The organism is Nonomuraea sp. CX421, assembly GCF_059358955.1.
On sequence record NZ_JCADBK010000010.1, the window covers coordinates 1 to 11,354 of the forward strand.

Below are 11,354 nucleotides of genomic sequence, written 5' to 3' on the forward strand. Positions count from 1 at the left end.
GACGTCAACGCAGCCCGCAACATCGCCGCACGCGGTGAGACGGGCTGGGCAGTGAGTCACGCTGCCTGACGCGGACCAGACCGTCGAAGCCACCGACGGCGAGGAGCTGCAAGCTTGGTCGTTCACGGCCGAGAAGCTGACTGCTCTTGCAGGGTGTAGAGGCGGATCTCGATGCCGTCGGGATCGATGAGGCCGGGGATCAGCCACCCGACGCTGCCCTCGGCGATCTCGCCATGTCGTTCGCCCAGGACGTCGAGATGATCCGCCCAGGCCCGCAGCGCCTCCAGCGTCGGCACGCCGAGCGCGACCGGGTCGAAGCCGCTCAGCTGCGCGGCCAGCCGCGGCTCCTCGCGCAGTGCCAGCGTCACCGTCCGTGCCGGGTCGGTCAGCGCCACGCCGCGCAGCACGCCGTCCTCGACGAACTCGATCGCCAGGTCGAGGCGGAGCACCCGCCGGTACCACTCAAGGCTCTTGTGCACGTCGGAGACGGGCAGCTTGACGTGATGGAATCCGCCCAGCACGACCATCGGAAACCTCCATGACCTCAGGGAGACGACGCTTTAGATTAGAGTCGCACTTTAAAGCAATACTCTAAACCAGTCGGCTCGGTCAAGGGAGCGAGGCGGGCCAGTCCGGGCGCGTGAGAGCAGCCGGACGACTCGCCGCGCCGTCGAGCGCACGGCGTTGCCGTCATCGGCCGGACCGGGGTCAGGGAGTCCGGGTGGGCGGGGTGGGGCCGCGGGGTGCGGACGGAGCGGGTGAGGTGGGTGCGGGTGCGGGCGTCGGTGAGCCGGGCGCGGAGGGGCTCAGGGTCGCGTACTGGCCTCTCCGCTCCTGGACCGGCACCATGACGCGCATCTCGCCGGCGCGTTTCAGCGTGAACGTCATGGGCACCCAGCGTGAACCGGTCACTCCGGTGACGGTCGCGATCGGCCCCTCGGCGCCCACGAGGCGCTTGGCCGGCACGTCCACCGGTGCGGGGAGCTGTACCCGCACCCCCTGCCCCGCGGTGACCCGCTCCAGGGTGTCGCTCCGGTTGCCGTCGTTGACCAGGATGGCGTACAGCGCGAGGTCGCGTCCGCCGGCCAGCAGGAAGGCGTTGCGCAGGTGCATCGTGCGGACGCTCGCGTTGGCGCCGTCGTTCTGCGGGGCGTGGATGCGGGTGACGTCCTCGGAGTCGTAGGTCAGGCCGGTGCAACCGGCGCTGACCGCGGTGACGGTCAGCAGAGCTGCCACGACGGACGTTCGACGAGTCATTGCAGGCGTCTACCCTGCACAAACGCCAAATAATCTCCCCGTGTGGCCTCCCGCTCCGGGATGCCCGGCGCGCGTTGGTGGAGCGCGAGGCGCGCCGGGTGCGGCAGGGGCGGCGGCGCGACCGGGGCGATGGCCGGTGTGGTTTGCCCGGCGTTCTCTGTGGCAGGCGAGATGCGGGTCCGATGCCGAGACACGGGGCCCGTGCACCCGACCCGATCACCTGAGGAGCGGCATGTCGCAGCCGGATGAGACGGCACCCTTGGCGGACAGGCGTGACCCGGAAGAGGATCACGGCGAACCCGAGTTCGCCGACGAGTTCAGCCCCTCGCCCACCGACCCGGCCAACCAGCCGGAGGGCGACCCCGACGAGGAGGTCCACGGACAGGCCGAGGGCTATGACGAACCCACGGAGGCGTGAGCGGGGGGCTCGCCTGGTGGGCCGCCGCTAGTTGGGCGGGTCGAAGCGGCCGTCGATCGCGGTCCAGCCGCCGTCCACGTAGAGGACCGAGCCGGTCACGAAGCCGGCCGCGTCGCTCGCCAGGTAGACCACGGCCCCGGCCATCTCGTCGGCGCGGGCCCACCGGCCGAGCGCGCTCTTGGCCGCGTAGGCGTCGTACCAGGCGGGGTCGGCCTTGATCTGGCTGGTCAGCGGCGTCTCCACCACCCCGGGCGCGATGGCGTTGACCCGCACCCCGCGCGGCCCGAACTCGGCGGCGGCCGTGCGCAGCAACTGCACCAGCCCCGCCTTGGTGGCCGAGTAGACGCCCTGGCCGGGCTCCGTCACCGAGGCCCGGATCGACGCGAACCCGATGATGGACCCGCGCCCGCGCTCCACCATCCCCGCCCCGAACGCTCGCACCAGGTCGAAGGAGGCGCGCAGGTTGAGGTCGACGACCCGGCCGAACTCCTCGGCGGAGTAGTCGAGCAGCCGCTTGCGCACGTTGGTCGCCGGGGTGAACACCAGCACGTCCGCGGGGGCCTCGGCGGCGAGCGCCTGGATGGAGCCGCCGTCGAGCACGTCCAGCTCCCGGGCCGTGCCGCCGCAGCGCGACGCCGTCTCCTCGGCCGACTCCGGATCGCGGTCCGCGCACACCACGTTCGCGCCGTGGGCCGCCAGCGCCAGCGCCGACTCCCGCCCGATGCCGCTCCCGGCGCCGATCACCACAGCCCGCCGCCCGTCGAGGCGGAACAACGCGTCATATCCCATGCGGGCCACCCTAGCGACTGGTCTGACCAGTGCACCAGGTTGGTCACCCTTCACCAGGGATGAGCGCGTCGCGGCGGCCCTGGAGGAAGGCGCACTCGGCGGCGTTGCCCGTGCGGGCGATGGCCTCCTCGTACGCCTGCGCCGCCTCGGCGGTGCGGCCGAGGCGGCGCAGCAGGTCGGCGCGGATCGCGTGGAACAGGTGGTAGGCGTCCAGGCCGAGGCCGTCGACCACGGCGAGCGCCTCGCCCGGGCCCGCCACCTCGGCCAGCGCGACCGCCCGGTTCAGGGCCACGACCGGCGTCGGGGCGCACGCGAGAAGCTGGTCGTACAGCCGCAGGATCTGCCCCCAGTCCGTGGCGTCGGCGCGCGGCGCGTCCGCGTGCACGGCGTTGATCGCCGCCTGGATCTGGTACGGCCCCGGCCGGTCGCGCCGCAGGCACGCGCGGACCAGTTCCTGGCCCTCGGCGATGAGGTCGTGGTCCCAGAGACGGCGGTCCTGCGCGGCCAGCAGCACGAGGCTCCCGTCGGGCGTGGCACGGGTCGCCCGGCGCGCGTGCAGGAGCAGCATGAGCGCGAGCAGGCCGACGACCTCCGGCTCGTCCGGCAGCAGCTCGGCCAGCAGTCTGCCGAGCCGGATGGCCTCGTCGCACAGGTCGTCGCGGACCAGGTCGGCTCCGGAGCTCGCGGTGTGGCCCTCGGTGAAGATGAGGTAGACGACCGCCAGTACGGCACGCACGCGGCCGGGGAGGTCGGCCTCGGCCGGCACGCGGTAGGGGATGCGCGCGTCACGGATCTTGCCCTTGGCCCGGACCAGCCGCTGCGCCATCGTTGGCTCCGGCACGAGGAAGGCCCGCGCGATCTCCCCGGTGCCGAGGCCGCCGAGGAGGCGGAGGGTCAGCGCCACCTGGGTGGAGACGGCGAGAGCGGGATGGCAGCAGGTGAAGATCAGGCGCAGCCGGTCGTCGGGCACGGCACCCTGCTCGGCCGGTTCGCCTGAGGCGTGCAGCAGGGCCGCCGCGGCGTGCCGGTCGTCGCGGGACGCCTCGCGGCGCAACCGGTCGATCGCCCGGTTGCGGGCCGTGGTGATGATCCAGCCGGCCGGGCTCGGCGGCGCCCCGGTGGCCGGCCAGCGGTCCACGGCCACGGCGAACGCGTCCTGGACCGCCTCTTCGGCCAGGTCGATGTCGCCGAACCGGCCCACCAGCACGGCCACCGCCCGCGCGTACTCCCGCCGGAACACCTGCTCGACCTCGGCCACCGAGACGTCCGCGCCCCCGGGGCCGCCCGCCTCCGGCGCCCCCATCCCATCGCCGGCCGGCCCGCCGGGCTCGGCGTCATGCCGCACGCTCACCCCTGCCCTCGCGACCGTCTCACTGCCTCGTCACGGGCCGGCCGGGCCGGGCCGCGCGCCTCCCAGTCGGAGCGGAGGATCTCGTACTCCACCTCCCCCTCCTCCGACCCCTCGATGGGCTCGGGCCAGTCGTCGAAGTACGTGCGCACGTGACGCAGCCCGCACTTCTCCATGACGCGGCGCGACCCCCGGTTGACGGCCATGGTCGTGGCGAAGACGCGCCGGGCGCCCAGCTCGCCGAACGCCTTGTCGATCAGCGCGAGCGACCCCTCGGTGCCGTAGCCCCTGCCCCACGCGGACTTGTGCAGGCGATAGCCCAGCTCCGGCTCGGCGGGGTCGCCGCCCTCCGGCGGGCGCAGGTGGAACCAGCCGAGGAAGGCGCCGGTGGAGCGTTCGATCGCGGCGAAGAAGCCTGAGGAGACGTAGCGGGGCAGCGTCTCGTTCACGATCACGTCACGGGGGGTCGGCTTGCCGCCGTTGAGGAAGCGCATGACGTCGGGGTCGTTGTGCAGCTCGAACAGAAGGTCGGCGTCGGCGCCGGTGAACCGGCGCAGGATAAGGCGGTCGGTCTCTGAGTAGATCTCCACCGGCCCCACGCTAACGCGGGTCAGGGGCGCAGGACGCGGCCGTGGCGGCCGCCGGTGAACTCGCCCGACTCCACGACTACCCGCCCCTCCAGCAGCACGTGCACGATGCCCGTGGGACGGGCGGACGGAGCGGTGTAGGTGCCCGCGTGGCCGACCGTGGCCGGGTCGAAGACGCAGACGTCGGCGTACGCCCCGGCGCCGAGCCACCCCCTGCCGCGCAGCCCGAACTGGTCGGCGGTGGCGGAGGTCATCTTGCGCACCGCCTCGGCCCAGCCGACCACGCCCCGCTCCCGTACGTAGCAGCCGAGGAACCGCGGGAAGCAGCCCCACGTGCGCGGATGCTCCAGGCCGGTGGGCGGCCCGTTGTCCGAGCCGATGGCGATGAGCGGATCGGCCATGATCTCGGTCACGTCCTCCTCGGCCATCATCTCGACCACCATCTGCGCGGCCGGGTCCGCCGCGACGAGGTCGCAGGCGACCTCCCACGGGTCGCGCTCCCCGGCGATGTCGGCCAGCGCGCGGCCGGTGAAGGAGGCGTCGGCGTGCGAGGTGACGAGGATCCCGGCCGGTACGGCGTCCCGCCAGAGCCCCGAACCCGTCCCGCCCGCCTCGGCCACCGAGCGGAGCCGCAGGCGCTCGGCGGGGGAGGCGAGCACCTCCCGCAGTCGGCCGCCCGCCAGCGCCGACGGCGGGAGCAGCGCCGCCAGCACGGTGGAGCCCGCCAGGTAGGGGTACTGGTCGCCGCGCACGTCCACCCCGGTGGCCCGCGCGGCGCGCAGCCTGTCCAGCAGCAGGGACGCCCGCCCGTGGTTGGGCCGGCCGGCGACCTTGCAGTGCGACACCTGCAGCCGCACCCGGGCCCGCCGGGCGATCTCGACGGCCTCGTCCAGGGCCTCACCGACCGCGGCGCCCTCGTCGCGCAGATGCGTCGTGTACGGCACGCCGTACCGGTGCGCGACCCGGGCCAGCGCGACCAGCTCGCCGGTGCCGGCGTAGCTCCCGGGCGGATAGATCAGCCCGCTGGACAGCCCGCACGCGCCCGCCTCGAAGGCGTCGGCGGCCAGCTCGCACATCCGGTCCAGGTCGCCCTCGGCCAGGTCCGGCGCGAACCCCGCCACCGCCCCCCGCAGCGTCGAGTGCCCGACCAGCGTCGCCACGTGGTTCGACGGCCCGGCGACGGCGACGGCCGACAGGTATCCGGCGAAGGTCCAGTCGGGCACGGAGACCCCGGTCAGCTCCTCCAGCCGGGAGGCGTCGGGCGCGTAGGAGTAGCCGCAGTTGCCGTTGATCTCGGTCGTCACGCCCTGCAGCAGCTTGAACGGCTGCGGCTCGTCCATCAGCGGCACCAGATCCGAATGCGCGTGGGCGTCCACGAACCCCGGCGCGACGATCAGCCCGGCCACGTCCAGCTCCCGGCGGGCGCCCGAGAGGCCGGGGCCGACGGCGACCACCCGCCCCCCGGAGATCGCCACGTCCGCCGTCTCGGCAGCCGAGCCCAGCCCGTCGTGCACCGTGCCGCCGCGCAGGATCACATCAATCATGCGATCCACCCAACACCTGACATGCCGGAAATTCTTGTCGTGAATGACCTAACAAGGTGGCCCGTGTTGGTCCGATGCGACGAAGAGAGGCGGCCGACGGACCGCCTAGCGTGCCAGCATGACGATTCGGCTGGCAGAACTGATCAAGGAGTTCCGCGTGCCCGGGGCCTCCCTGGCCTACTGGCACCAGGGCGAGACCCACCGCGAGGTCGCGGGTCTGCTCAACCTGGACACCGGTGTGGCGGCCACGCCCGACTCCCTGTTCCAGATCGGTTCGGTGACCAAGGTCTGGACGACGGCCCAGATCATGCTCCTGGTCGAGGAGGGCAGGCTGACGCTCGACACCCCGGTGGCCGAGGTGCTGCCCGAGATCGGCGGCGGCGTGCTGGTCAGGCACCTGCTCTCGCACACCAGCGGGATCGACGGCGACTTCTTCCACGACACGGGCCGCGGCGACGACTGCCTGGAGAAGTACGTCACGGCCATCGCGAGCCGGCCCCTCACCCACCCCGTCGGCGCCACCCACTCCTACAGCAACGGCGCCTTCTCCGTCGCGGGCCGGGTCGTCGAGCGGGTGACCGGCAAGGTGTGGGACACGGCGCTGCGCGAGCAGCTGATCGACCCCCTCGGACTGACCCACACCTGGACGCTGCCCGAGGACGTGATCCGCTTCCGCGCGGCCACCGGCCACCTCGGCGACGCCAACGAGCCGACCGGGGTCTGGGGCATCACCCGCTCCAACAGCCCCGCCGGGCAGATCTGCGCCACGGCCGCCGACCTGGTCCGCTTCGGCCGCGCCTTCGTCGAGCCCGCCGTCCTCAGCCGGGCGAGCGTCCAGGCCATGGCCGAGCCGCAGATCGAGCTGCCAGGCAGGGTGTACGGCACGCACTGGGGGCTCGGCTGGATCCTCGACACGTGGGACGGCACGCCCGTGCGGCTGCACGGCGGCAACACGATCGGCCAGGCGGCGATGCTCTGGGTGCTGCCGGACCAGGACGTCGTCGTCGCGCTGCTGTGCAACGGCGGTGACACCGACGGCCTCATCCAGGCGGTGGCCGAGCAGCTCTTCCCCGCGCTGTGCGGGGTCCGGCCGCCGGCGCCGCCGCGGCCGCCCGAGACCCCGGTGGCGGTGGAGGCGGGCCGGCACGACGGCGTGTACGAGCGCACCGGCGCCCGGATCACCGTGCGCGACCTGCGGCTCACCTACGAGTCGACCGGCGAGTACGCCGACCTCCAGTCGCCGCTGGAGTTCGAGCTCGTGCCGGCCGGGGACTCCGTCTTCCTCGCCCGCCGCTCCGGCGACCGGCTGTGGACCAAGGCGGTGTTCCACACCCTGGCGGACGGCTCGCCGTACCTGTACTTCGGTGTGCGCTCCACCCCGAAGATCCCGTGACCCTCATCATCACCGAGCTGACCACCGTCGCCGAGCACCACCGGGCCGCCGACCTGATCACCAAGATCTGGGGCAGGGAGCTGCTGGAACCGGGCCTGATCCGGACGATCGCGCACGTCGGTGGGTACGTCGCGGGCGCCTGGGCGGGGGACGAGCTGATCGGCGTCTCCATCGGCTTCTTCGCCCAGGACGGCCACCTGCACTCGCACATCACCGGCGTGCTGCCGGGGGCTCGCGGGGGAGCGGGCTACGCGCTCAAACGCCACCAGCGGGAGTGGGCGCTGGCCAGGGGCGTGAGCCTGGTGTCGTGGACGTTCGACCCGCTGGTCAGCCGGAACGCCTACCTGAACTTCCACAAGCTGGGCGCCCGCGCCGGCTCCTACCTGCCGGACTTCTACGGCACCATGCGCGACGCGATCAACGCGGGCGAGGCGACCGACCGGATCTACGTCGTGTGGGACCTGTCGGCCCCGCCCGGCCCGCGTCCCGAGGCCGATCCGCGCGACGCGCTCGTGCTGGTCGGGCGCGACGGCGACGAGCCCGTCCGCACCGGCCGGACCCCCGAGCGCGGGACCCGGCTGGCGGTCGCGATGCCGCACGACATCGAACGGCTGCGCACGATGGCGCCCGGCACCGCCCAGCGCTGGCGCGCATGCGTACGGGAGGCGCTCCTCACAGCACGTGAACTGGGCATTGTGATCGTCGACGTCGCCCGCGAGGGCTGGTATCTCCTGGGAGATGAGACTTAGGTTGAGCACCCTTGGCCGCATTCTGGACGATCTCGGCTCCACCTTTCTCGACATCGTGGCCTCGCCGGGCGAGATGGACGTCGAGGTGGCGACCGTGCAGATCTACGATCCGCTGGACGACCAGATCGTGCCGCCGGGCACGATCCTGCTGGGCGTGGGCGTGGAGGGCGCCGACCGCATCCGCGAGCTGCTCACCACGCTCGGCCCGATGGGGGCGGCCGGCCTGGTGGTGAAGTCGCCCGTCGCGGTGGACGAGACGGTGCGCGCGAAGGTTCTGGAGACCGGGGTGGTGCTGCTCGGCCTGACCAGGGCCGCATCGTGGGCGCAGGTGGCGGCGCTGCTCCGGTCGATCCTGGCCGAGGGCGACGTGGGCTCGCCCGGCGAGCCGGCCGGGTCCGGCGACGACCTGTTCACGCTGGCCAACGCCGTCTGCGAGCTGCTGGACGCGCCCATCACGATCGAGGACCGGTCGTCGCGGGTGCTGGCGTTCTCCGGCCGGCAGGACGAGGCCGACCAGGCCCGGGTGGAGACCGTGCTCGGGCGCAAGGTGCCGGAGAAGTACCAGCGGCTGCAGGAGGAGCGCGGCATCTACCGCGAGCTGTACCAGAACCGCGAGCCGATCTTCTTCGACCTCGGCGGCGGCATGCTGCCCAGGACCGCCATCGCGGTGCGCGCCGGGGACGAGATCCTCGGCTCGATGTGGGCGACCGTGCCGGGACCGCTGCCGGAGCACCGGCGCCGGGCGTTCGGCGATGCCGCCAAGATCGTGGCGCTGCACCTGTTACGGCAGCGCGCCGGAGCCGACGCGCAACGCCGCCTGCGCGCGGACCTGCTCTCCACGGTGCTGGAGGGCGGCCGGGACGCCGCCGACGCGGCGGCCCGGCTCGGCATCGCCACCGAGCGGGTCTGCGTGCTGGCCGCCGGACTGGACGAGAGCGCGTTCGCCGACGTGGCCGGCCGCGAGGGGGAGCGGCAGCGGTTCTGCGACGCGCTCGCGCTGCACGTCGGCGCCATCCACCCGCACGCCGCCGCCGCGCTGATCGGCAGCGTCGCCTACGCGGTGCTGCCCCTGCACGCCCAGGCCGCCGACGCCGAACAGCGGGCGGTGCGGGTCGCGGAGAGCTTCCTGGCCAGGACCGGGCGCCGCTTCCCGGCCGCGATCGGGGTCGGACGGCAGGTCGGCACGCTCGCCGAAGTGGGCAGGTCGCGGTCCGACGCCGCCCGGACGCTGCGCGTGCTGCGGGCCCGCGGGGTGTCGGGGGTGGCCGCCGCCTACGCCGACGTGTACTTCGAGTCGCTCCTGCTGCAGCTGGGCGACCTGGTCGCGGCCGAGGAGCAGCCGCCGGCGGGGCCGTACGAGAAGCTGGTCGCCTACGACGCCGAACACGGCACGGACCTGGTCGGCACCCTGAAGGCGTACCTCGACGCGCTCGGCAACGTGCACGCCGCGGCCAAGGCGGTGCAGGTGCACCAGAACACCTTCCGCTACCGGCTGCGCAGGCTCGCCACGATCTCCGGGCTCGACCTCGACGACCCCGACGCCCGTCTCGCCGTCAGTCTGCAGATGCGGCTGCACTCCTGACGGCGAGCCCCCTGGCACCGGGCGCAAGTGCCGCGCCCGTCACGCCGGGCGCGGCACTCGTCAGGCGATCACTTGGCCAGCATCCGGATGGTGCTCGGGGCGAAGGAGCCGCCCAGCCGGGCGAACTCCGCGCCGTTGCCGTAGAGCGGCGTGGTCGTGTCCGCGAACGGCACGATGTCCGCCTTCTGGTACAGGGCCTTCTCGGCCTCGTTCCACTTGGCGCAGCTCTCCTCGCCGGTGGCCTTGGCCGCCTCGCCGATCAGGCGGTCGTAGTCGGCGTTCTTGATGGTCGACCAGTTGGCGCCCTTCGGCGGGCCCTCACCGGACAGGAACGGCACCATCATGCTCGGCAGCGGCACGTTGACCTGGATCCAGCCCGCGTCCCAGTCCATCGAACCGTCGCTCACGCTGGCCAGCTGGGTGCCGGGGATCTGCTTCAGCTCGGTGTCGACGCCCAGCTCCGTCCACTTCTGCTTCATCAGCTCGGCCGCCGACTTGCCGGGGTCGCCGTGCTCGGTCAGGAAGACGTACGTCAGCTTCAGCTTCTTGCCGTCCTTGGCCCGGACGCCGTCGGCGCCCTTGGTCCAGCCCGCCTGGTCGAGCAGGGCCGCCGCCTTCGCCGGGTCGTGCTGGGGCAGCGCGGTGGTGGTGACGCCGGGGCAGACCCGGGGCTGCATGCTCAGGCCCTCCGGTGTCGCGCCCGTGCCGCTGGTCGCCACCCGCTGGAGCTCGTTCAGGTCGAGCGCCATCGTGAGCGCCTGACGGACCCGCTCGTCCTGGGTGGGCCGGCCCTGCGCCTGGTTGTAGGTGAACTCGCCGAACATCAGCCGGATCTCGCTCTTGAACAGCTTCTGGGCCTCCATCCGGGCCCGGTCCGGGCCGATCACGTGGGCGGCGTTGAGCTGTCCGGACAGCAGCAGGTTGGCGGCCGTCGTCTCGTTCTTGACGACCTTGAGCACGACCTTGTCCGGCAGGCCCTCCTGCCCGCCGGTCACGCCGCCGGGGCCCCAGGCGTACTCGGGGCGCTTGGCCAGCGTGTAGTGGTCGTCGGCCACCGACTCGGTGATCTGGAACAGGCCGGTGCCGTGCTTGCCGGCCTTGAGCCCGGCGGGGTCGGTCAGGCCCTTGCCGCACACGATGAACACCGACGACAGCCTGCGCAGCAGGAACGGGTCGGCCGTCTCGACCGTCATCGTCACCTTGCCCGCCGCGTCGTCGGCCGTGGCCTTGAGGTCGGCGGGCACGAACAGGCCGAGCAACTGTGACTTGTTCTTCGGATCGGCGATGAAGTTGACGCTGCCGGCCACGTCCGCGGCCGTCAGCGGCGAGCCGTCGGCGCACGTCACCCCCTTGGCCAGGGTGAACTCGACCGACGTGGCCGTGTCCTTCCAGGCCGAGGCCAGGCCGGGCTGCACCGTGCCGTCGTCCTGGTAGGAGACCAGGGTGTCGTACAGGAAGAAGTCGACGCCCCGGGGGTCGGACAGGGCGGTCATCAGCGGGTTCAGGTCGCCGGGCTCCATGATGGCCATGGTGAAGGTGGCACCCGTGGCGTAGCGGCCGGAGCCCGCGGGCTTGGCCTCCCCACCGGGGTCACCGGAGCCGGAGTTCCCGCACGCCGCGGTCGCCAGGGCCACCGCGCAGAGCACCCCGAGCAGGCGAGCGCGCATATCATCTCCTATCCATCCGT

11 protein-coding genes are annotated in these 11,354 nt (G+C 72.9%); 4 read left to right on the forward strand and 7 right to left on the reverse strand.

The features are described 5' to 3' along the window. Positions 1-122 precede the first annotated feature (122 nt). Positions 123-527, reverse strand: coding sequence for a VOC family protein (locus AC5L3X_RS19405; protein WP_189123019.1), 405 nt, complete (start codon positions 525-527; stop codon positions 123-125). 181 nt (positions 528-708) lie between these two features. Continuing rightward, positions 709-1,236, reverse strand: coding sequence for a hypothetical protein (locus tag AC5L3X_RS19410; RefSeq protein ID WP_189123018.1), 528 nt, complete (start codon positions 1,234-1,236; stop codon positions 709-711). Between the two features lie 253 nt (positions 1,237-1,489). Here AC5L3X_RS19410 and AC5L3X_RS19415 point away from each other — a divergent pair, with 253 nt between their 5' ends. Next, positions 1,490-1,675, forward strand: a complete 186-nt coding sequence (locus AC5L3X_RS19415) for a hypothetical protein (RefSeq protein WP_494858543.1) — start codon at positions 1,490-1,492, stop codon at positions 1,673-1,675. A 27-nt stretch (positions 1,676-1,702) separates the two neighbouring features. Here AC5L3X_RS19415 and AC5L3X_RS19420 read toward each other — a convergent pair whose 3' ends face one another. Genes AC5L3X_RS19420 through AC5L3X_RS19435 form a run of 4 tightly spaced genes read right to left on the reverse strand, consistent with a single transcriptional unit; the run spans position 1,703 to position 5,943 of the window. After that, positions 1,703-2,464, reverse strand: coding sequence for an SDR family NAD(P)-dependent oxidoreductase (locus AC5L3X_RS19420; RefSeq protein WP_189123016.1), 762 nt, complete (start codon positions 2,462-2,464; stop codon positions 1,703-1,705). A gap of 43 nt (positions 2,465-2,507) precedes the next feature. Beyond that, positions 2,508-3,809, reverse strand: coding sequence for an RNA polymerase sigma factor (locus AC5L3X_RS19425; protein WP_494858545.1), 1,302 nt, complete (start codon positions 3,807-3,809; stop codon positions 2,508-2,510). A gap of 2 nt (positions 3,810-3,811) precedes the next feature. Further along, positions 3,812-4,402: a GNAT family N-acetyltransferase gene (locus tag AC5L3X_RS19430; RefSeq protein ID WP_494858546.1), complete on the reverse strand. Its 591-nt coding sequence runs from the start codon at positions 4,400-4,402 to the stop codon at positions 3,812-3,814. Positions 4,403-4,422: 20 nt separating this feature from the next. Further along, the gene (locus tag AC5L3X_RS19435) at positions 4,423-5,943 is read right to left on the reverse strand and encodes an N-acyl-D-amino-acid deacylase family protein (protein WP_494858548.1); all 1,521 of its coding nucleotides are present in this window, start codon (positions 5,941-5,943) and stop codon (positions 4,423-4,425) included. Between the two features lie 118 nt (positions 5,944-6,061). Here AC5L3X_RS19435 and AC5L3X_RS19440 point away from each other — a divergent pair, with 118 nt between their 5' ends. From AC5L3X_RS19440 to AC5L3X_RS19450, 3 genes are read left to right on the forward strand one after another with little or no spacing between them, the layout of a single operon-like run. Next, the gene (locus tag AC5L3X_RS19440) at positions 6,062-7,336 is read left to right on the forward strand and encodes a serine hydrolase domain-containing protein (protein WP_189123013.1); all 1,275 of its coding nucleotides are present in this window, start codon (positions 6,062-6,064) and stop codon (positions 7,334-7,336) included. Beyond that, a complete protein-coding gene (locus AC5L3X_RS19445; RefSeq protein ID WP_494858550.1) occupies positions 7,333-8,085 on the forward strand; it encodes a GNAT family N-acetyltransferase in 753 nt (250 codons plus the stop codon). Before AC5L3X_RS19440 ends, AC5L3X_RS19445 begins: the two co-directional genes overlap by 4 nt. After that, positions 8,075-9,667: a PucR family transcriptional regulator gene (locus AC5L3X_RS19450; protein ID WP_189123011.1), complete on the forward strand. Its 1,593-nt coding sequence runs from the start codon at positions 8,075-8,077 to the stop codon at positions 9,665-9,667. Before AC5L3X_RS19445 ends, AC5L3X_RS19450 begins: the two co-directional genes overlap by 11 nt. Positions 9,668-9,735: 68 nt before the next feature. On the opposite strand, the gene AC5L3X_RS19455 is transcribed toward AC5L3X_RS19450, so the two are convergent. Continuing rightward, positions 9,736-11,334 carry an ABC transporter substrate-binding protein gene (locus tag AC5L3X_RS19455; protein ID WP_494858552.1) on the reverse strand — a complete coding sequence of 533 codons (1,599 nt, stop codon included), beginning with the start codon at positions 11,332-11,334 and terminating at the stop codon, positions 9,736-9,738. Between the last annotated feature and the right edge of the window lie 20 nt (positions 11,335-11,354).

What these genes read in the sequence shown, in the direction of transcription:
- AC5L3X_RS19405 (WP_189123019.1), bottom strand. Translation starts at nt 527, where the DNA reads ATGGTCGTGCTGGGCGGATTCCATCACGTCAAGCTGCCCGTCTCCGAC.
- AC5L3X_RS19415 (WP_494858543.1), top strand. Translation starts at nt 1,490, where the DNA reads ATGTCGCAGCCGGATGAGACGGCACCCTTGGCGGACAGGCGTGACCCG.
- AC5L3X_RS19420 (WP_189123016.1), bottom strand. Translation starts at nt 2,464, where the DNA reads ATGGGATATGACGCGTTGTTCCGCCTCGACGGGCGGCGGGCTGTGGTG.
- AC5L3X_RS19435 (WP_494858548.1), bottom strand. Translation starts at nt 5,943, where the DNA reads ATGATTGATGTGATCCTGCGCGGCGGCACGGTGCACGACGGGCTGGGC.
- AC5L3X_RS19440 (WP_189123013.1), top strand. Translation starts at nt 6,062, where the DNA reads ATGACGATTCGGCTGGCAGAACTGATCAAGGAGTTCCGCGTGCCCGGG.
- AC5L3X_RS19450 (WP_189123011.1), top strand. Translation starts at nt 8,075, where the DNA reads ATGAGACTTAGGTTGAGCACCCTTGGCCGCATTCTGGACGATCTCGGC.
- AC5L3X_RS19455 (WP_494858552.1), bottom strand. Translation starts at nt 11,334, where the DNA reads ATGCGCGCTCGCCTGCTCGGGGTGCTCTGCGCGGTGGCCCTGGCGACC.